Source organism: Legionella pneumophila subsp. fraseri, from assembly GCF_000586315.1.
Lineage (GTDB): Bacteria > Pseudomonadota > Gammaproteobacteria > Legionellales > Legionellaceae > Legionella > Legionella pneumophila_B.
The window spans coordinates 363,525-383,319 of sequence record NZ_JFIM01000001.1; the positions used below are offsets into that span (position 1 = coordinate 363,525).

Here is a 19,795-nt window from a genome sequence, read left to right on the forward strand (position 1 = left end):
CAGTTGACTCAGGGTTAATGCTATGTCTGAACCACTAATTAGAATTTCACACAGACAAGCCATTATCTTTGCTTGCTTTTTAGTCTTATATGAGTTTCTGACTTATATTGCCAATGACATGATCATGCCCGGCATGATTAATGTTGTAAAGTCTTTCAACGCGCCCGAAAGTATTGTTGCCACTTCTCTAACTGTCTATGTCTTGGGAGGAGCCAGTCTGCAACTCATACTTGGCCCACTATCAGATGCTTATGGCAGAAGACCTATGATGTTAATAGGATCATGCTTGTTTTTTCTGTTCACTCTTTTAATCGCAAGCTCGCACTCCATGAATCAATTTTTAATCGCCCGATTTTTCCAAGGGATGGGGTTGTGCTTCATCGGTGTAATAGGTTATGCAACCATTCAAGAAATATTTGAGGAAATGGACGCTATTCGATTAATTGCAATCATGGCTAATGCCGCAATATTAGCTCCATTGTTGGGGCCACTATTGGGAGCCATAATCATTCATTATGCATCCTGGCGTTTAATTTTTGTTATTATCGCTTTGGGGGCACTTTTGGCCTACTGGGGATTATGGCGATTTATGCCAGAACCGATAGGAGAGATAAAAAAAGACGGTCAGATTATACCGAAAACACCGTTCTCACTGAACTCCATAACTCAAAATTATAAAGCATTATTATCTAATCCTGCCTTTTGTTTTAGTGCAATAGCAGAAGGCCTTGTAGGGATCCCCTGTATCGCCTGGATTGCTCTAGCGCCAATCATATTAATTGCTGAAGCAAAATTGACTGTAATCCAATATGGTCTTTGGCAACTACCCATCTTTGGAGCAACAATTTTGGGAAACTGGTGCTTACATCATCTAACTTACAAATATAAAATCGAAAGAATTATTTTTATGGGTTGTATCATAATGGTTGTGGGGCTTGTTCTAACGGCTCTCCTCCCTTATTTTTATGGCAATAATTATTTGTATTTGATACCTGGAATCATAGTTTACTTTTTCTCATTAAGTGTGATTAATGCCCCCTTGAACAGGTATTGTTTATTTGTGACTTCAGTAAGCAAGGGAACAGCATCTGCATTAATCAGCCTAAGCATTATGATCATCGGGGCTATTGGAATAGAAATAGCTAACCTGTTTTATCAACATCACAATAATCTGCATTTCGCCCTCTATTGTAATGTTGTTGGATTATTATTTTTAATTTTTATAGGTCTAACCTTTTTTACAGGTACTCCAAAAAAGTCTGACATTCATGATGAAGCAAGTAGTAATATATCTAACCCTTAAGAGCAGCCCTCATTTGCATAACCCGATTACTTTATTTTAGGGAAATGACGCAAACATTGACAAGGGGATAGAGTTAATGCGCATTAAATTGAACAATACTAAAACATTTACAATGCTACACCAAAACTAAAGAGGCCGCTCTTGCAAAAAATCTAATATAAGAATTTACGTCTCTGAATTACCAACAAATTACAGTAGGTTTTAGTTGGACATTTTCTCAACTCACTTTATCTGATCGCTACGATATCGACTTCATTTTTATTAACGTGGGTTATAGAGAAAGATTATATAGAAACCCACCGATATCCAGCATCCGTTCAGACTGAGAAGATGCGTAAGCATCGTCTCGAAGCCTTGGAAAGAAAGCTGAAGTCCCACACAAGACTTCGTGATGGCATAAATGCCTCCTCACCCCGCGCGGCTTGAGATAACGACTGATCTTATTCATAACTCACGTTATACTATTAAAGCCTTAGCAGGAGATAACGTGAGTAAGGTATTGATTAATACTACTATTAAATTCTGCGCGCAGGATGCGATTCCTTAAGAAAAAAAATGGCAATAAGTAAACTGGCAAGGAAACATACAGGCATAACTAACAACGCAGTCTGATAACTCGATATGCTGTATACATGAGCACCATTGACAATTCGCCAGGATCCCGTCTGTTGCAAGCTATAACCAACGAGAGGCTGGAAAATGGCTCCTCCAATTAATACAGATAAATTATTAAAACCAGATGCTGTGCCAACCAATTCAGGTGTATTATTTTCTTTAACTACTGCAAAACTTACCGTCTGTCCTCCAGCACCTAATCCTAAAACGAACAAGACAACATAAGCCCAGTTATAAGATAATTCAGACCAATAAAGGATAATCAGAGTTGCAATCAACCCCAAAATCGCACTGATAATCAATGCAATACGACGACTTTCCAATTTATCACTCAACCAACCTAATAATGGACTACCAATACCAATGCCTAACCAAATCATACTGCATAAGCCTGAAGCAGCTACCACACTCACTTGAAATTTTTCCTGCAAAAAAGGAACCCCCCAAAGTGCGGCAAATACAGCAATAGGAGTCCAAATTGCAAAAGCATAACCGCCAATGATCCAGGTATAAGCATGTTTACATACAGCAACTAAGCGCTTCCATTCATCCCTTAAATAATGATCGGGTATTGTCTGATTTTGCTGATGAGGATAATCACGAATAAATATCCAAAATAAAATAGCCAAGAGAAATCCAACACCTGCTAAAATAAAACTCGCACTTCTCCATCCAACCAAATCAATCAAAGCTGCCAAAGGCATTTCCCCGAACATAGCCCCTACTGAACTCATCAACTGCGCTACTCCTGCGAGAATTGCAAAATAATAAGGGGGGAACCATCGTGAAATAAGTACCAAAACACCAATAAAAGAAAATGCAGAGCCTATTCCTATCAAAAACCTGCCTATGCAAGCCGTAAATACACTGTCTGTGGAAGCAAAAAAGGCAGAACCGAATGCGCACAATACGATTGCAAAAGTCATTAGCTTGCGAGGACCATAACGATCATATAATACTCCTGCTGGCAATTGTGTAGGGGCATAAGCATAAAAATAAAAAGCTGAAATGACACCAAAGCCTTGACCAGTCACCCCAAAAGTTTTCATCATCGACTCTGCCATAACGCTTGGTGCTACTTGTAATATGAATTCATACAAATAGAATGAAGCGGCCAGAAAAAAAATAAAATAAGACGTTGCAAGTGTATTTCTTGCTCCACTAGCTGAAGCGACGTTGTAATGTGCGGTCAATTTAAAATCACTCTGTTAATTTTTATCAAATTAAACCTTATGCTTCTTTAGTTTGTCAATATGATTTTATTATAGGGTACACTGCACCCAAAATTGCAATACCTTTAGCTCCTGTTATTGATGTTAAGTCGACAGGGATTTGGTTAATAGTCTGTGCTGCTAACCATGCAAACATCATTGCTTCGAGATAATCAGGACTAAACCCTAACTCTGCTATACTTTTCACTGTCATCCCAGGCAATAGACTGGCTAAAGTCTCTTTCAAATGCGTATTATGGGCCCCTCCTCCGCAGAGATATAATTGTTTCACTTCATTTGATGTATTCAATATCGTTTCAGCTATAGTATGGGCTGTAAGCGCCAATAAGGTAGCCTGAATATTTGCTGGTGTATAATCCGGTTTTAAATGTTTTTGTAGCCAGGATAAAGAAAAATATTCTTTTCCTATACTTTTAGGCGAATCCAAATGGAAAAATGGATCTTGTAACAAATGTTCAAGTAGAGGACGAATCACTTCACCCTGGCTGGCCCAAGCACCACTTTTATCAAAGAGAGCTCCTTTGTTCTTATAAATCCAGGCATCCATGAGGCAATTGCCTGGTCCTATATCCCAACCTGTAGTCAATTGGTTCTTTGCAATGAAAGTAACATTAGCAATACCACCAATATTAACAATTGCAACAGGCTCATTTACTCTGGAAAATATCTGTTGATGATAAAGAGGTGCGAAAGGCGCACCTTGACCACCATTAACCAAATCCCTTGTTCTAAAGTCGGCTACAACGGTAATACCAGTTAAAGAAGAAATAGTATGTCCACAACCCAGCTGCAAAGTATATGGAATATTTCCACTTGTGTCATGACAGACTGTTTGACCATGACTACCAATAGCCTGAATTTCTTTTGGGTGTACTTGTATTTCAATCAAGAGTTGACGAACTGCTTCTGCGAACTCCCTGCCAATTAAAGTGTTCAGTTGGCAAATCGAACCCAGAGTTAAATGCTTACCCACAATTAAATCATCAAGGTTTTTCCTGACGTCATTACTATATTGTTTAGTAATTCCGTGAATCAATTGATTGGACGGAAGATCCAGCAAAGCAGCATCAATGCCATCCATACTGGTACCTGACATCAAACCTATATATAAACTCATTAATTACTCTAAATTTAAAATAGAATTGATAAATACTACTAAAACCTTTATTCACAAGCAAAAAATTACTAGGCAACCTTCCTAAAGTTTATTTGTATGTTATCAAAGTTTAGCCACAAGTGATGAATCAAGACCGTGGGCCTTTTTGCTGCAATGGCTATCAATGTAATCAACACGACTGATCAAGTCCTGATTGTCCCCCATAATGGCTTTTAACCTTTCTATGGTTTCAATAAACACTTGATTTCTAGCATCTTCTCCATTTTCTTGTGCTGCAGTACGTTTTAACTGTGAAAGAAGAGTTTTTACCGATCTAACTTGGCTACTAAACAAACTACTTCCAACGAAAGCATGATTAACATAGTCTTGAAATATGGCCTGTGTAAGAGCTAAATTATCTTTTGTTGCGAGAGATTGACGAATCATTTCAAAAGAAAGATATCTGGTTATTTCTGGGTATCCTGCATTTTTTGCAACTTGTAACGCATTTTTAACGTAATATATATTAGGTACATTTTTGTCATCTAAATTACAAAGCATTTGGACAACCTCAAGTCTCCCTTTTCCTGCTACAATTTGTAGCAAATTACCAGCTGTCTTTGAGTCAGGTTGGTGCAGAGAACAAAGTGCCTTAAAAACCTCCCATTGATTGTCGGGGTCTGATACTGCCGATGTTAATACATTATTCATTGCGGTATGAGAAGGTTTATCCCCTTGTTGTTGAATAAAATAATTTAATACCTTTACCCACTCCCCGTTTTTGGCGAAGTTAATTAACTTCTTATCAGCTCGTACCTGTGGAACTTTTGCTAATTGCCTTAATGCATTATCTGATAGATTTTTATCAGGTACAATAGCAGGCGGTTGTAAGCTCGCAATGGCTTTTACAGCCTCCCATGCTTTAGAAGATGATTGTATGGCACCTTTATTTTCATAGCTCTCCGCATTTGATAATGCTGCGTCTAGGATTGTATTAATTATTTTTTGACTTGGTTGACGTGCTGGAGCAGTTAAGTTGCAAAAAGCTATAACAAATTTCCAATTATTGGTTTTAATTGCTTTTTCTGCTTCTCGTAATAAGGCCTCGTTTACCATTTTTTGACTTGGTTGACTTGCTGGAGCAACCAAGTTGCAAAGAGCTATAACAAGCTCCCTGTTATTAGTTTCTACTGCTTGCTTAAATGCATTGTTTACAATATGTTGATTTCGATGATGATCTTCCCATTTTAAGTTGCATAACATCACAACAATTTTCAATCGCTTATCAGCCCCTTCATTTGACACATCAGATGCTGAGCTAATTGCTATCTTTATAGCTTCGTTAATTGCTTCAAGTCGAATATCATTGCTCGCTGATGCTGATTTTATGAATTCCTTATTTATAGTTTGGACAAGCCCTCTGGAAGCCAAAGCAATCAGTCTTAATTCTTTAATAGTCGGTTTAAATTTTGGCATAGTCTATGCTAACCTATAAAAATAAAATAGTGTCAATTATAATACAAAATAAATTAAAATAATATAATTTATTTATTATTTAACCAATAACTTTAGTAACGGACAGCGCAGATCATACCTTTTTGAATAAAAACTCACCTTATGCAGCAGCTTTAAGAAACTGCAGTTCATTGAACATGATTTGATTAGCCTTCAGCAGTAATTCTTGTTTAATACCAAAGTGATTCATTGAGGTTTTTACTGTAAACAATTCAAGTTTGCAGTATGCAATCACAGATGCACTTCTTCGTCAATGACCATCATTGTCATTCCCTCTCCCCAACCTTAGTCCCCCGATACTATTCAAATTCCTAGTGCGGGAGAGGGGGCAGATCGAAGTAAACTGAAAAATTTGTGTATTAATTAAGGCTAAGAAAACTGCAAATAAACTTTAGGAACGTTCTCTATTTCTAGTTTAAAAAATGATAAGTTAAGCTGAGAACCACCCTTTGCCAGCTATTTATGCTTGTCGTTTGATATTAAAACAATTATAAAAATTGTTTGTAGTGATTTCTGCTATCTCTTGGAAGTCCATTCCTCTGAGTTGTGCGATAGTTTCTGCAACATGCTTCACTAAAGCGGGATGATTTTGTTTTCCCCTGTATGGAACTGGAGCCAAATAAGGTGAGTCTGTCTCTATCAATATTCTCTCCAAGGGTATCTGTCTGGCTACTTCTTGCAAGGAAACAGCATTTTTAAAAGTAACTATTCCGGAGAATGATATATAAAAATTCAAATCAATTGCTCTTTGTGCAATATCCAGGTTTTCAGCAAAACAATGCATGACGCCACCAATCTGATTGGCCTCCTCATCAGCCATCATCAGCAAAGTATCTTCAGCTGCCTGTCGGGTATGAATAATTAACGGCTTGGCGGTTATAAGTGCGGCCTTAATATGTTCTCTGAAGCGATCCCGTTGTAAAGATTGTGCTTCTTCACTTGGATTACGATAATAATCAAGTCCTGTTTCTCCTATGGCAATACAGGCAGGATTTTGAGCCAATTCACATAAGATCTGCGCAGTAAGAGGATCATTCATTTCACTATTCGGATGTACTCCAACAGAAATGCTAATATCAGGATGATCTTTAGCCAAACGCTCTAATTGAGGATAATCGCTCAACTCAACACAAACAGATAAGAAATGCTCTACCCCATTCTCGCGAGCCTGATTGATTACTTGAGCAAGATCATGATTAAAATGGGTTAAATCAATAAAATTTAAATGACAATGAGAGTCTACTAGCACATTTATACCCCAAAAGAATATCAATAAACAGGTTGTTAATTAATAAATTATAATTCTAGATAGTATCTGTAACTTGACATGATTTTAACATTCCCGCCAAGTAGGTTTCTATCTTGTTACATAAATAACGACTATTTTCACCAGTAAATTGAATACCAACTCCCGGAGGCTTATTACCTTGCGCGCCTTTAGGAGTAATCCAGACTACTTTACCAGCGACCAAATAAGGTTCATTTTCATTGAGTAACTTAACCGATAATTCAAGTGATTGTCCTAAAGGATAAACGTGTTGAGTTCTTATAAAAAGACCGCCACCTTTCACAAAAGGCATATAAGCTATATACAAAGATGCTTCATTGGGAAATGAGCAGTTTATAAGCTGTGGTTTTTCGGTCATAACTCCTCCGTTTAATCAACAGGCATCCTCCTTGAATGGTCCTATTTTAACTCATCATCTTGCTTACTTCAGTCTACTTAATAAAAAACTCAGTTTACAAGCAATGGTTTAATTCCTTTAAACTCAATTAATAATCAACAACCAAAGAAAATAATAAATCTTCTAAGACCAATGTATGATTTATATTCATATTATGGCTTAATTTTCTTAACAAAGTGTTGATTTTATCTATTTGAGCAAAAATCATAACCGGATTCAGTAATGAGGATAGCTTATGTAATTGTTTTGTTAACGTACCAGAATAAGCTACTTGAAACAAATGCATATATTGTATTTGAGAATAGACCAAATATAAAAACCACAAAAAAGCACTTAATTCATATTGAATCCATTGCGCAGCCAAAGCACATGGATGTTCTCTTAATTCAATGATTGCAATCAAGCCTTCTAAAATGGATTCTGAATGCTTCAGGAGCATTGAACTATTGGATTCCTGTGTATAGTACTCTCCTAAAGCCAATAAATTATTATAAGACAACTCATCAAAAACAGAAAATTGTGTCATTTGACATCGGCTTAATACAGTAGGGGGTATATTGCCAATTTGCTGTGCTAACAAAATAAAGATTGTATGTTTCGCTGGCTCTTCCAGAATTTTCAATAGGGCATTTGATGAGGCAATATTCATTGATTCAGCAGATTCGATAATGATTAGTTTATGATTAGTCCTTTGTGGTGTTAGAAACGCCGTGTTCTGCAATCCCCTAATTTGATCAATTTTAATAATTCCACCACTTCTTTCAGGCTTAATCCATTCTACATCCGGATGCTCAAAACGCCCTATCATTTGGCAATCCATGCAAGTCAAACAAGGTTCATTCTGCTTTATTTTACACAAGAGTAATTTGATTGCTTGAGTAGTAAATTCTATAAGGTCACCATGTAAAGAACCGAGAAAGAGCATGGCTTGAGGAATTCGCCCTATCGCCAATGCCATTTGCATTTTCTGCCATTGTTCTTCATAAGTAATCATATGTTATGCTCTATAAACTCCTCGATTACTGATTGAATGGAGTATTGAACCTCCTCTAAAGGCCTGTTAGCATCAATCATGATAATTTCAGGATTTTGTTTGACAAGAATATGATATGTATTATGTATTCTATGAAAAAATTCAATAGATTCCTGCTCAATCCTGTCAAATTTTCCCCTTGATTTGGCTCTTTCCATACCAAGCTCAGGATTAATGTCTAAGTATAAAGTGAGATCAGGTTTGAATCCCTTTAAACAGAAATTCGATAGCTCATTAATAATCCGCATATCCATTTTGCGACCACCACCCTGATAAGCTAAAGTAGAAAGCTCAAATCGATCAGCAATAACCCACTGTCCCCGACTTAAAGCGGGTTTTATCACTTGCTCAATCAATTGTATTCTTGCAGCGTACAGGAGTAATAATTCACTTCTATCGTCCAGAACATTATTGTACTCTGGATTTTTGATAATACTTCTTAACATTTCACCTATTGTTGTTCCTCCGGGTTCTCTGGTTGTTATAGTACTGATTTTTTTTTGGGATAACAGTTCAACAACTAAATTGACAGCTGTAGATTTCCCTGCTCCTTCCAAACCTTCAATAACTATCAACTTCCCGGTTAACGATGACATTAATAATCCTTGCGTCTGTATTGGTTAATTGCTTGTCTTTGTTGCTCATAAGTTTCGGAGAATTGATGAGTACCATCCCCTTTTGCAACAAAATACAAATAATTGGATAATTGCGGATGTGCAGCAGCATCTATTGCTTCTTTACCAACCATTGCTATTGGGGTAGGAGGCAATCCCCTGTTCAAATAAGAATTATATGGTGATTCAATTAGCAAATCATTATGTGTTAATTTTCCTGTATATTGACTTCCAAGGCCATAAATAACAGTAGGATCCATTTGTAATGGCATTTTTTTCTTTAACCTGTTTACCATTACACCAGAGATCAACTTTCTTTCTTGGGCAATTGCAGTTTCTTTTTCAATAATTGACGCAGCAATCAACAGCTCATAAGGAGTCTTATAAGGCAAATTTGGTGCTCGGTTTATCCAGCTGGTATTCAGATAATTTAATAAATTACGATGAGCTTGTTCTAATAATGCCTTACTACTACTCCCACCCTGATATTGATAAGTGTCTGCAAGCAGTAACCCTTCTGCACTTGGATAATTTTCTTTTACTATTGACCAATCGTTTGGATTGTATTTCAAATAATTAGCTTGTCTTAAGTCATAATCTACTTTCTGTTGAGTAGACCCCTCGATAATTGTGAAATTTTGTGTGATTACATCACCTGCAACTACTCGCTGTAGCAGTTTCATTGCGGTTTCACCAGGAGCAATTTGGTACACACCTGCCTTTAATTGATGTGATAATCCTTCAAAACGAATAATCAATAGAAAAAATTTTGCAGAATTTATTAATTTTTTATCTTGCAAGATATGGGCAAATTGATAAGCAGACGCTGCCCTATCGAAGGTTATGATCATTGGAGCAGCATTTTTCGGAATTATTGGCGTATACAATAAACGATATACATTCCAAAATAAAAATAAAAAAGACATAAAAAACAAAGATAAAGCAAAAATAACCAGTTTTTTATGTCTAGAAAATTGCATTTAGATTCGCTTGAACAATAAGCTACCGTTTGTCCCACCAAAACCAAGTGAATTACTTAGAACATAATTAATTGTTCTGCTTTGTGGTACATGTGCTACATAATTCAAATCACAACCTTCATCAGGATTATCTAAATTAATTGTAGGTGGAGCAACCTGATCTCTTATAGCTAAAATACTGATAATTGCCTCTACTGCACCTGCGGCTCCAAGCAAATGGCCTGTCATGGATTTGGTTGAGCTAACTGCCAAATCGTAAGCATGATTCTGGAAAACTCGCTTAATAGCTTTTGTTTCATTTAAATCGTTTAAATAAGTCGATGTACCATGAGCATTAATATAATCAACCTGCCTAGGATCGATACCAGCATCCTGGATAGCTGCTTCCATAGCTCGTGAAGCTCCATCGGCATCTTCATCGGGTGCTGTAATATGATAAGCATCTCCTGACATACCAAAACCTACCAGTTCAGCATAAATTTTAGCTCCACGGGCTTTAGCATGTTCATATTCTTCTAACACCAAGATACCAGCACCTTCACCCATAACAAAGCCGTCTCTATCCTTATCCCAAGGCCTTGAGGCTTTCTCAGGCTCATCATTCCGCTTAGATAAAGATCTTACTGCTGAAAACCCGGCGAGACATAATGGTGTTGTGGTCATTTCCGCTCCACCACAAATCATGACATCGGCATCGCCATAAGCAATGATACGCCCGGCTAGCCCGATATTATGCGTTCCAGTAGTACAGGCGGTCACAACTGAAATATTAGGTCCTTTTAAATTATGTTTAATAGAAATCTGACCGGCAACCATATTAATAATACCTGCCGGAATAAAAAATGGTGACACCTTACGCGGTCCACCTGCAACCAGTTTATCCTGGTTATTTGTAATTGTTTGAATACCACCAATGCCTGCCCCCACTGCGACTCCAATTCGACGAGATAAGGCCTCATCTATTTTTAAACCAGAGTCAAGCATCGCTTCATCAGCTGCAGCCATACCATATTGTGTGAAGACATCCATTTTACGGGCATCTTTAATTGGCATGTGATTCTCAACATTAAAATTCTTGACTTTAGCCCAAATCTTAGTTGGGTATTCAGTAGTATCAAAATCTTCTACCAAACCTACCCCGCTAACCCCAGCTAAAATATTTCGCCAAGTTTCTTCTACATTAAGTCCGACAGGAGTAAGCATACCCATGCCGGTTACAACCACACGCCGACTATTCAATGAGAGCTCCTTAAAAAAATTAAGCTTCTTCTTTATTTAAGTTAGATTCAATATAATCAATTGCTTCTTGAATTGTAGTAATTTTCTCAGCTTTTTCATCAGGAATTTCTGTTTCAAATTCTTCTTCAAGAGCCATAACCAATTCCACTGTATCCAGGGAATCAGCACCTAAATCATCAACAAAGGATGCATCATTCTTTAATTCTTCTTCTTTAACACCCAATTGTTCAACAACAATTTTGCGAACACGCTCTTCAACTGTACTCATAACGTAATTTTCCTCTTTCGGTTGATAGAAATTATTAAATACTGACGGCTAGTTTATTCAATTATACAGATAACGCAAGTGCATTTAACTCATATACATACCGCCATTGACATGAATTGTTTCACCTGTGATATATTTTGCGCTGTCTGATGCAAGAAAAGCTACAGCATCAGCAACATCTTCTGGCTGGCCCAGCTTACGCATGGGAATTCTTTTTAACATTTCTTCTTTCACCATATCAGGCAATGCAGTAGTCATATCTGTGTCGATAAACCCGGGAGCCACCACATTTACAGTTATTCCTCTACTGCCAATTTCCTGTGCCAAAGACTTGGAAAAACCAATAACTCCAGCCTTGGCCGCAGTATAGTTTACCTGTCCAGAATTGCCACTAGCGCCTACAACAGAACCTATAGAAATTATTCTTCCCCAACGTGCTCTGAACATAGGTTTTAAGCAAGCTTTAGTCATCCTATATATAGAATTTAAATTTGTTTCTATTACTTTGTACCATTCCTCATCATCCATACGTAATAACAGGTTATCCGCGGTAATGCCGGCATTATTAACAAGAATGGAAGGACACTGATCATTATCGGACAAGGTAGACATCAAATTTTCTACTTGCTCAGTGCTGGTTACATCCAAAACGATTCCTTTACCAGCCAATTTTTCTTTCTCAAAAAAAGAATTAATAGAAGCAGCACCCTGTTCAGTGGTAGCTGTTCCAAAAACAAAGGCACCATTTCTTGCCAATTTCTCGGCAACAGCACGACCGATACCACGGCTGGCACCAGTAACTAATGCAATTTTACCTTCTAAATTGATCATTTAGTTTCCTCTCAAACTGGGATATGTAAACGCTCTATGACTTGATCAAGACTAATGGTGTCATAAACGCTAATCGTAGTTAAATTTCTTTCAATTCTTTTTATCAAACCATTGAGAACCTTTCCTGGCCCACATTCCACAACGAGTTCAATTCCACGCTGTTGAATTAACTGAACCGTTTCAACCCAACGTACAGGGCTGTATAACTGCTCTTTAAGTTTATCTCTTATATGTTGAGTGGAATAATAAATACTTAAATCAACATTGCTTACTACATCGACTGAAGGAACTTGGAATTCTATTTGAGCCAAATTTTCAGCAAACAGTTCTGCAGCATCTTTTAATAAAGGGCAATGACAAGGCACACTGACAGGAATTATCATCGCTAATCTGGCACCTGCATCTTCAGCCAATTGGATTAGTTTATCAACGGCTGTTCGATGTCCGGCAACAACAATTTGACCCAGAGCATTATAATTCGCTGGGGTAACAAGATGATTGGCTGTGCTGGCCTGCTCACACAACGAACGAACCTGCTCATCAGATAAGCCTACTATCGCAGCCATAGCCCCCTCTCCCAGAGGGATGGCATTTTGCATCACCTGCCCTCTGCGAGCAACTAATTGTGCGGCATCCTTTAAAGATAAAGAATTAGCGCAAACCAAAGCAGCGTATTCTCCCAAACTATGACCAGCCATTACTTGAGGCTGGGGTACACCTAATTGCATTAATAGACGATAAATTGCAACATCAGCAGTTAACATGGCTGCCTGCGTGTATTCAGTCTGGTTTAGTTTTGTTTCAGGACCATTTTGAACCAAACCCCACAAATCATAACCCAAGGCATCTGAAGCCTCTGCAAAAACATCGGTGATGACAGTATACTGTGGCATAAAGTCAGACAACATCCCTATAGACTGTGATCCCTGTCCAGGGAATACAAATGCTGTTTTTACCATAATAGAATTAATCCTTATTAATTAATTTAGTAACGAATAACCATAGCGCCCCAGGTCATTCCACCACCAAAGGATTCAATTAATAATATTTCATCCCTTTTAATTTGATTATTTTTAATAGAATAATCAAGTGCTAAAGGAATAGAAGCAGCTGACGTGTTACCTTGGTTGCCAATTGTAACAATAACATGTGACATTGGAAGAGATAATTTCTTAGCTATGGCTTGTATGATGCGTATATTGGCTTGATGGGGTATCAGCCAATCAATATCAGATTTTTTTAAATGACTTGCTTCTAACACTTCATCAACAATATTACCCATAATATTAACAGCAATTTTAAATACCTCGTTACCTCGCATTCCAATCGTTGCGCGATCTTGTTCAAAAGTTGAATTACGAAGAACTAATAACTTATCAGAGTCATAGGCAGAATGTAAAACACTCCCCATAATCCCCTGGCGATCACTAGCACTTAAAACGACAGCACCTGCCCCATCTCCGAATAAGACACAAATCGAACGATCAGTCCAATCTACCGCTCTTGACATACTTTCGCTGCCTACGACAAGAACATGTTTGGCAGCCCCTGTAGCAATATATTGTTTTGCTACATCCATCGCATACACAAAACCACTGCACGCAGCACCAATGTCAAAAGCTGGAATAGGTCTTTTGATTCCTAAAGCATGTTGTACATGACAGGCAACACTTGGGAAAAAATAATCTGGGGTACATGTTGCTACTAATATCAAATCAATTTCTTCAGCATCAAGGCCTGATGCCGCCAGAGCTTGTTCTGCTGCTTTGGAGGCCATATAAGATGTTGTTTCGTGTTCTTGAGCAACACTACGACTACTAATACCAGTCCTGGTAACTATCCATTCATCGCTCGTATCGAGCATGGTTTCCAGCTCGGCATTAGTCATTTGTCGCGCTGGAGAGTAACTTCCAGTGCCATTAATAACAGCATTCTTCATAACAACAATCCTTGATTTATAAAATCATTTATTTGATCACGCACTAAATCAACAACATTATTTTTTACTTCGAGAACAGCCTGTTCGATAGCATGTTGAAAACCTACTTCATTGGCCCCACCATGACTTTTAACAACAATACCATTCAATCCAAGCAGACTAGCACCATTATATCGCGATGGATCCAGACGATTTTTTAAATGTTTTAAAGCCGGTAAAGCAATAAAACCAGCAATTTTTGTTAACCAGTTTCTGCTAAATGATTCTTTAAGGACAGTTAATAAAAGTTTTGCCAGGCCTTCACTAGCTTTTAATGCCACATTTCCAACAAATCCGTCACAGACCACTAAATCAACATCACCACTGTAAAAATAATCACCCTCAACGTATCCTACATAATTCATAACAGAACATTCTGCTAACATATGTGCGGTACGCTTAACCTGATCATTACCCTTAATTTCTTCAACGCCAATATTAAGTAAACCAATTTTAGGTTTGGGTTTATTTTCTATTGCCTGTATTAATGCAGAACCCATCACAGCGAACTGAAACAAATGCTCCGCACAAGAATCAACATTAGCTCCCAAATCAATAACTCTTGTTTTTCCACCCATGGTAGGCAACTCAGACACTATTGCTGGGCGATCAATCCCCGGTAAAGTCTTTAAGACATATCGAGCGGTAGCCATTAAAGCACCTGTATTGCCTGCACTGACACAAGCCTGCGCTCTGCCTTCCTTAACCAGGTTAATTGCTATTCGCATGGAGGAATCTTTTTTATTTCGTAATGCATGAGATGGCAATTCATCCATCGTAACCACTTCTGATGCATGGACGATAGTAAATTGCTGACAGGACAACATGCCATATTTTTTCAAAGAAGCACTGATCTTGTCTTGAACTCCTACAAGCAATAATTTCAAATCAGAGTTGTTTTTAATAGCACGAATACAGGCAGGAATCACAATATCCAAGCCGTGATCCCCACCCATCGCGTCAATTGCAATGGTGATATTCTTCAAGAAAGTTACTCTTGTTCGTAAGCGGTTTCAGCGTCAATAATTTTTTTGCCTCTGTAATATCCATCCGGAGTCATGTGATGACGAAGATGGGTTTCACCAGTTGTTGGATCTACTGATAGAGTAGGCTTGGTTAATGCATCATGAGAACGCCTCATATCACGTCGTGAGCGTGACTTTTTATTTTGTTGTACGGCCATTGTATTACTCCTAAACAAATTGCATTCATAAAGCGGGAATATTACCGATATTTTAACTTCAATCCAAGTATTAATTATCAAAATATCAAGAAGTTTCTTTTTTCCCAGTTAAAATTTCATTGATTTCGTTAGCACATTCATTAATATCAGGATGAACTTGTGGTGCATACAAATGCAGTTCATCAATAATTAAATCATTTAAATCAACTTGCCAGTTTGAAGAAACCAAGCATTCATATTGACTCAAAAGTTGCTCAGCCCTCTCATCATTTCGGCAAACAGCAATAACGGTCGAATTATTATAACATACAGTGAAGTTTTCCATACATCGTTGACATACATTGTTTAAGTTGCCTTGCACTCTAAGATGAATAAGATAAAAATCATCTTTTGCCTCTATATGATAAGACGCATGCAAATGGCATCCAGGACTAACAAATGCGGGCAAACGCTCGTTTAAAATCACTTCCTTTTCTTGCTGGCCATGCTTTGCCAATTCTTGTAAATGAATCATAAATAATTGTCCAAAATATAGAATGAGTTAGCTCTTTGAGTCTTTCGAGTTATTGATAAGCACTTACAGACGATCTATGAATTACTAACATAATCAATCTAAAATGATAACGAACTCCTAAAAACCTGGCATTATCCAATTATATGTAAAAAATATCAACTTATTGGATAAAATATAAGACATTGTATTCAAATAGGATGTCTAATTTTATCAACTATTACAAGACAGTTGAATGTACGACTTGCTTTGTTAACAATGAAATAATAAAAATTTTTCTCCATAACTAAAAAGATAAGTTTTTGCTTTTTAACTATCGATCTGTGGTTTTATATTGGTTGCAGCATTCAATTCCCTCTCGACCATTCAAAATAACCACGTCAGAAAAATCTCTCTTGACTCTATGATTATCGTGAGGAACTATTAGAAATTGGCACTAATGATTGAAGGAAAATAATGCCTGCCGATAGAAGCCCCAATTTTGATTCAATTCCTGTCATTGACTTACAGCAATTTATTGATGGCTCAGCCAAGGAGAGAGATGAGTTTGTTTATTATCTCCGTAATATTTGCCATCGACTAGGTTTTTTCTATCTAAAAAATCATGGCCTTCCCTCCTCCATGTTGAAAAAAATGTTGGCATTGACTAGGGCGTTTTTTGATCTGCCGCAAGCTGAAAAAGACAAAATCAGTATTGATTATTCTCCTCGGTATCGTGGTTATGGCAGGCTGCGGGCAGAAACAACTCTGGGCATCCCTGATTATAAAGAAAGCTATGACTTAGGATTGGAACAGGTAGAACGGCAGGTAACAGCAGAACAACCTTACCTTATTTTGCATGGGAAAAATCAGTGGCCTTCTGCCGATACACTTACTCAAATGCAATGGAAAGAAACGATGCTTGAGTATATGGATAGGATGCAAAAGACAGGGGAGTGTCTACTTGCGGCCATTTCTCTTACCCTTGATTTGCCTGAAAATTATTTTGGCCGCCAATTCTCATCGAACACGGAAGACGCTTTTGTGATGCTAAGACTTCTTCGTTATCCTCCAGGTCGGTTAATTAATCAAAATGGAGAGCCTGAGCTTGGTGTCGGCCCTCATATTGATGTGGGTTGTCTGGTATTATTATTACAGGATGATATTGGTGGGTTACAAGTACAGACTAGCGATGGTAATTGGCTGGATGTACCGCCAATCGAAGATACTCTGGTAGTTAATATTGGAGAGATGTTACAAATCTGGTCGAATAACTATTTTCAAGCTACACCGCATCGCGTTATTAATCGCTCATCAAAAATCAGACATTCGATTCCCTTTTTTCTTGAGCCCAACCTTGATACTCTTGTTCAACCACTACCTATTAATTCACAATGGTATACTCAAATGAACAGGCCGCAGATTGCACCAGACACTGCTGTTCTCTATGGACAACATATGCTTCGTGTTTATCAGCGAAGTTTTAAAAACAATTCTATCAAGTATGATAATGAAATCACATAACTCATAGTTAATACTTCTAACTTTTTCAATAAAAATTATGATTAATTAAAAATAAATAATAAAAATTATTATTAAACAGTAATTTTTATTATATTATACTTCAATTACTCTGATATACTTTAGATACTATCAGGAGTAAATTGAAGAGGAACATCAACTCACTGTATGAGATAAAATAATGTCCATTATTGTAAACTTAGATGTCATGCTAGCTAAGAGAAAAATTCGTTCTAAGGATCTTGCGGAGGCTATTGGTATTACTGAGCAAAACCTGTCTTTACTAAAAACAGGTAAAGCAAAAGCCATTCGTTTTTCTACTTTAAGTGCTATATGCAAGCACTTGAGATGTGAACCAGGCGATATTCTGGAATTTCAGGATGAAAATAAATAAACAATTTTTTTCTTTAATATAATCCGATAGCTCACAGAACCTAGGGCCTTATATCGTCTCTATTGCATGGTCAACTATTATTTTTATTCTGATTCAAATCTTGCTTGTGTCTAAATTATACTTTTCTACAGTGCAGTTAATTTGTTAAAATCGCACATTCCAATTTGATTGTGATTCAAAAGAGAGCGGTATAAACCATTTATGAAAGCTAAAGTTATTGTTGGTATGTCCGGAGGGGTAGACTCTTCTGTAGCCGCCTGGCTATTGAAAGAACAAGGATACCAGGTGGAAGGTCTATTCATGAAAAACTGGGAACAGGACGATCACAATGATTATTGCCCTGCCGCAAAAGATTTGGCCGATGCTCAAGCCGTCTGTAATCAATTGCGTATACCACTGCACACTGTAAATTTTTCAAAAGAATACTGGGATAGAGTATTTGCTTATTTTCTGAATGAATATGAAAAAGGCAGAACGCCAAACCCTGACGTGTTATGTAATAAAGAAATCAAATTCAATGCCTTTCTAAATCATGCTTTAACCCTGGGCGCAGATTATATAGCCACTGGTCACTATGCCAAAAATACAATAGAAGGATCCATTGGCTATTTATTTAAGGCCAAAGACAGGGAAAAGGATCAAACGTATTTCCTTCACGCTGTTGAACCAGAAGCATTGGCCAAAACCATTTTTCCAATAGGAGATTTTACCAAACCACAAATCAGAGAATTCGCTAAAGAACTTGGCCTTGTCACTCATGCCAAAAAGGATTCTACAGGAATTTGCTTTATAGGTGAAAAAAGATTCAAAACCTTCCTTAATGAATTCATCCTTGCCAAGCCGGGAGAAATAAAAAGCACTGGAGGAAAAACACTTGGTCAACATGATGGTTTAATGTTTTATACATTAGGACAGCGCCAGGGTTTGGGGATTGGAGGATTACAAAATTCGACAGATGAGCCATGGTATGTCGTAGATAAAGACATAACCAGTAACACCCTTTATGTGGCACAGGGCAGTCAGCATCCAATGCTCTATTCTCAAGGTTTAATATGTGGTCCTATTCATTGGCTGGCAGACTATCAGAATCATTTACCACTAACCTGCTTTGCCAAAACCAGATATAGGCAAACCGATCAAGCCTGCATGATTTCTCCTTCCGATAATAATCAGCACTATGTGATGTTTTCAAGCCCCCAACGTGCGATTACTCCGGGGCAATTCATCGTCTTTTATGAAAAAAATCAATGCCTGGGTGGAGCTACCATAGAACAGATTATCCGCTAGGAGGCAGGAAATTAAACTTTTTATGGATATTGTATGTTTTATCTGGTTCCTCATGCCAATTTATGGATTAAGGCTACGAAATAACTCGCATTATTGATATAATGAATAATAATGGTAGTAATTATTTTGGAGCTTAGTATGGCCAGTGTTGACGTATCCCAAAATACTTCAGATATATATTTTTCTGTCAGTGCAGCAGATAAAGTCGCAGAACTAATCAAAGAAGAAGATAATTCCAATTTGAATTTACGAGTTTCAATTACAGGCGGTGGTTGTTCTGGATTTCAATACGGATTTAGCTTTGATGAACAAATCAATGATGACGACACTATTGTGATACAACAATGTTCTGATGGAAAATCCTCTGTTAAATTGCTAGTTGATTCAATGAGTTATCAATATTTACATGATGCAGAAATTGATTACATTAAAGGAATTCAAGGAGAGCAATTTGTCATACGCAATCCTAATGCAAAAACGACTTGTGGTTGTGGCTCTTCGTTTAGTATTGGTGATGAGGATGATTTATAA

General features: G+C 37.4%; 21 protein-coding genes and 1 pseudogene. 5 read left to right on the forward strand and 17 right to left on the reverse strand.

Annotated elements, in window-relative coordinates; translation table 11 throughout:
* Positions 1 to 22 precede the first annotated feature (22 nt).
* Complete coding sequence (locus CC34_RS0101620; protein WP_027226914.1) at positions 23 to 1,303, forward strand: MFS transporter; 1,281 nt, start codon at positions 23 to 25, stop codon at positions 1,301 to 1,303.
* A gap of 515 nt (positions 1,304 to 1,818) precedes the next feature.
* Here CC34_RS0101620 and CC34_RS0101625 read toward each other — a convergent pair.
* The 17 genes and pseudogenes from CC34_RS0101625 to CC34_RS0101705 form a co-directional block, all read right to left on the reverse strand.
* Positions 1,819 to 3,111, reverse strand: a complete 1,293-nt coding sequence (locus CC34_RS0101625; protein ID WP_028379072.1) for an MFS transporter — start codon at positions 3,109 to 3,111, stop codon at positions 1,819 to 1,821.
* Between the two features lie 55 nt (positions 3,112 to 3,166).
* Positions 3,167 to 4,267: an anhydro-N-acetylmuramic acid kinase gene (locus CC34_RS0101630; RefSeq protein ID WP_027226912.1), complete on the reverse strand. Its 1,101-nt coding sequence runs from the start codon at positions 4,265 to 4,267 to the stop codon at positions 3,167 to 3,169.
* Positions 4,268 to 4,369: 102 nt separating this feature from the next.
* Positions 4,370 to 5,722, reverse strand: a complete 1,353-nt coding sequence (locus CC34_RS0101635; protein ID WP_027226911.1) for a hypothetical protein — start codon at positions 5,720 to 5,722, stop codon at positions 4,370 to 4,372.
* A gap of 139 nt (positions 5,723 to 5,861) precedes the next feature.
* A pseudogene (locus tag CC34_RS1000000117830) lies at positions 5,862 to 6,002 on the reverse strand (IS701 family transposase); the annotation flags it as partial.
* A gap of 219 nt (positions 6,003 to 6,221) precedes the next feature.
* Positions 6,222 to 7,010 carry a TatD family hydrolase gene (locus tag CC34_RS0101645; protein ID WP_027226910.1) on the reverse strand — a complete coding sequence of 263 codons (789 nt, stop codon included), beginning with the start codon at positions 7,008 to 7,010 and terminating at the stop codon, positions 6,222 to 6,224.
* Positions 7,011 to 7,065: 55 nt separating this feature from the next.
* Positions 7,066 to 7,407 carry a PilZ domain-containing protein gene (locus CC34_RS0101650; RefSeq protein WP_027226909.1) on the reverse strand — a complete coding sequence of 114 codons (342 nt, stop codon included), beginning with the start codon at positions 7,405 to 7,407 and terminating at the stop codon, positions 7,066 to 7,068.
* Between the two features lie 127 nt (positions 7,408 to 7,534).
* Positions 7,535 to 8,440, reverse strand: coding sequence for a DNA polymerase III delta subunit-related protein (locus CC34_RS0101655; protein WP_027226908.1), 906 nt, complete (start codon positions 8,438 to 8,440; stop codon positions 7,535 to 7,537).
* Positions 8,437 to 9,075: a dTMP kinase gene (gene tmk / locus CC34_RS0101660; protein WP_027226907.1), complete on the reverse strand. Its 639-nt coding sequence runs from the start codon at positions 9,073 to 9,075 to the stop codon at positions 8,437 to 8,439. Before tmk ends, CC34_RS0101655 begins: the two co-directional genes overlap by 4 nt.
* Positions 9,075 to 10,073 carry an endolytic transglycosylase MltG gene (mltG, locus tag CC34_RS0101665; protein WP_027226906.1) on the reverse strand — a complete coding sequence of 333 codons (999 nt, stop codon included), beginning with the start codon at positions 10,071 to 10,073 and terminating at the stop codon, positions 9,075 to 9,077. Before mltG ends, tmk begins: the two co-directional genes overlap by 1 nt.
* Complete coding sequence (gene fabF, locus CC34_RS0101670; protein ID WP_027226905.1) at positions 10,074 to 11,312, reverse strand: beta-ketoacyl-ACP synthase II; 1,239 nt, start codon at positions 11,310 to 11,312, stop codon at positions 10,074 to 10,076. It abuts the gene before it with no gap.
* 19 nt (positions 11,313 to 11,331) lie between these two features.
* Positions 11,332 to 11,580: an acyl carrier protein gene (acpP, locus tag CC34_RS0101675; RefSeq protein WP_003631752.1), complete on the reverse strand. Its 249-nt coding sequence runs from the start codon at positions 11,578 to 11,580 to the stop codon at positions 11,332 to 11,334.
* Positions 11,581 to 11,664: 84 nt separating this feature from the next.
* Positions 11,665 to 12,411 carry a 3-oxoacyl-ACP reductase FabG gene (gene fabG, locus CC34_RS0101680; RefSeq protein ID WP_011213688.1) on the reverse strand — a complete coding sequence of 249 codons (747 nt, stop codon included), beginning with the start codon at positions 12,409 to 12,411 and terminating at the stop codon, positions 11,665 to 11,667.
* Between the two features lie 11 nt (positions 12,412 to 12,422).
* On the reverse strand, positions 12,423 to 13,370 hold the full coding sequence (fabD, locus tag CC34_RS0101685) for an ACP S-malonyltransferase (RefSeq protein WP_028379073.1): 948 nt from the start codon (positions 13,368 to 13,370) through the stop codon (positions 12,423 to 12,425).
* A 26-nt stretch (positions 13,371 to 13,396) separates the two neighbouring features.
* Positions 13,397 to 14,350: a beta-ketoacyl-ACP synthase III gene (locus tag CC34_RS0101690; RefSeq protein WP_028378871.1), complete on the reverse strand. Its 954-nt coding sequence runs from the start codon at positions 14,348 to 14,350 to the stop codon at positions 13,397 to 13,399.
* Positions 14,347 to 15,375 carry a phosphate acyltransferase PlsX gene (plsX, locus tag CC34_RS0101695; RefSeq protein WP_027226902.1) on the reverse strand — a complete coding sequence of 343 codons (1,029 nt, stop codon included), beginning with the start codon at positions 15,373 to 15,375 and terminating at the stop codon, positions 14,347 to 14,349. The genes CC34_RS0101690 and plsX overlap by 4 nt, the downstream gene beginning before the upstream one ends.
* Before the next feature lie 5 nt (positions 15,376 to 15,380).
* The gene (gene rpmF / locus CC34_RS0101700; protein WP_010947121.1) at positions 15,381 to 15,572 is read right to left on the reverse strand and encodes a 50S ribosomal protein L32; all 192 of its coding nucleotides are present in this window, start codon (positions 15,570 to 15,572) and stop codon (positions 15,381 to 15,383) included.
* Between the two features lie 85 nt (positions 15,573 to 15,657).
* The gene (locus tag CC34_RS0101705; RefSeq protein ID WP_027226901.1) at positions 15,658 to 16,086 is read right to left on the reverse strand and encodes a YceD family protein; all 429 of its coding nucleotides are present in this window, start codon (positions 16,084 to 16,086) and stop codon (positions 15,658 to 15,660) included.
* A 453-nt stretch (positions 16,087 to 16,539) separates the two neighbouring features.
* Between CC34_RS0101705 and CC34_RS01000000116075 the strand changes: the two genes are divergently transcribed.
* The 4 genes from CC34_RS01000000116075 (at position 16,540) to erpA (ending at position 19,795) form a co-directional block, all read left to right on the forward strand.
* Positions 16,540 to 17,586 carry an isopenicillin N synthase family dioxygenase gene (locus CC34_RS01000000116075; RefSeq protein WP_050598185.1) on the forward strand — a complete coding sequence of 349 codons (1,047 nt, stop codon included), beginning with the start codon at positions 16,540 to 16,542 and terminating at the stop codon, positions 17,584 to 17,586.
* A 178-nt stretch (positions 17,587 to 17,764) separates the two neighbouring features.
* Positions 17,765 to 17,977: a helix-turn-helix domain-containing protein gene (locus tag CC34_RS0101715; protein WP_028378870.1), complete on the forward strand. Its 213-nt coding sequence runs from the start codon at positions 17,765 to 17,767 to the stop codon at positions 17,975 to 17,977.
* 201 nt (positions 17,978 to 18,178) lie between these two features.
* Positions 18,179 to 19,264: a tRNA 2-thiouridine(34) synthase MnmA gene (mnmA, locus tag CC34_RS0101720; protein WP_027226899.1), complete on the forward strand. Its 1,086-nt coding sequence runs from the start codon at positions 18,179 to 18,181 to the stop codon at positions 19,262 to 19,264.
* Positions 19,265 to 19,402: 138 nt separating this feature from the next.
* A complete protein-coding gene (erpA, locus tag CC34_RS0101725) occupies positions 19,403 to 19,795 on the forward strand; it encodes an iron-sulfur cluster insertion protein ErpA (RefSeq protein WP_027226898.1) in 393 nt (130 codons plus the stop codon).

Excerpts from the sequence above, each read along its gene's own strand:
- CC34_RS0101620 (WP_027226914.1), top strand. The coding sequence starts at position 23 with ATGTCTGAACCACTAATTAGAATTTCACACAGACAAGCCATTATCTTT.
- CC34_RS0101630 (WP_027226912.1), bottom strand. The coding sequence starts at position 4,267 with ATGAGTTTATATATAGGTTTGATGTCAGGTACCAGTATGGATGGCATT.
- CC34_RS0101635 (WP_027226911.1), bottom strand. The coding sequence starts at position 5,722 with ATGCCAAAATTTAAACCGACTATTAAAGAATTAAGACTGATTGCTTTG.
- CC34_RS0101650 (WP_027226909.1), bottom strand. The coding sequence starts at position 7,407 with ATGACCGAAAAACCACAGCTTATAAACTGCTCATTTCCCAATGAAGCA.
- CC34_RS0101655 (WP_027226908.1), bottom strand. The coding sequence starts at position 8,440 with ATGATTACTTATGAAGAACAATGGCAGAAAATGCAAATGGCATTGGCG.
- tmk (WP_027226907.1), bottom strand. The coding sequence starts at position 9,075 with ATGTCATCGTTAACCGGGAAGTTGATAGTTATTGAAGGTTTGGAAGGA.
- mltG (WP_027226906.1), bottom strand. The coding sequence starts at position 10,073 with ATGCAATTTTCTAGACATAAAAAACTGGTTATTTTTGCTTTATCTTTG.
- acpP (WP_003631752.1), bottom strand. The coding sequence starts at position 11,580 with ATGAGTACAGTTGAAGAGCGTGTTCGCAAAATTGTTGTTGAACAATTG.
- fabG (WP_011213688.1), bottom strand. The coding sequence starts at position 12,411 with ATGATCAATTTAGAAGGTAAAATTGCATTAGTTACTGGTGCCAGCCGT.
- fabD (WP_028379073.1), bottom strand. The coding sequence starts at position 13,370 with ATGGTAAAAACAGCATTTGTATTCCCTGGACAGGGATCACAGTCTATA.
- CC34_RS0101690 (WP_028378871.1), bottom strand. The coding sequence starts at position 14,350 with ATGAAGAATGCTGTTATTAATGGCACTGGAAGTTACTCTCCAGCGCGA.
- rpmF (WP_010947121.1), bottom strand. The coding sequence starts at position 15,572 with ATGGCCGTACAACAAAATAAAAAGTCACGCTCACGACGTGATATGAGG.
- CC34_RS0101705 (WP_027226901.1), bottom strand. The coding sequence starts at position 16,086 with ATGATTCATTTACAAGAATTGGCAAAGCATGGCCAGCAAGAAAAGGAA.
- CC34_RS01000000116075 (WP_050598185.1), top strand. The coding sequence starts at position 16,540 with ATGCCTGCCGATAGAAGCCCCAATTTTGATTCAATTCCTGTCATTGAC.
- CC34_RS0101715 (WP_028378870.1), top strand. The coding sequence starts at position 17,765 with ATGTCCATTATTGTAAACTTAGATGTCATGCTAGCTAAGAGAAAAATT.
- mnmA (WP_027226899.1), top strand. The coding sequence starts at position 18,179 with ATGAAAGCTAAAGTTATTGTTGGTATGTCCGGAGGGGTAGACTCTTCT.
- erpA (WP_027226898.1), top strand. The coding sequence starts at position 19,403 with ATGGCCAGTGTTGACGTATCCCAAAATACTTCAGATATATATTTTTCT.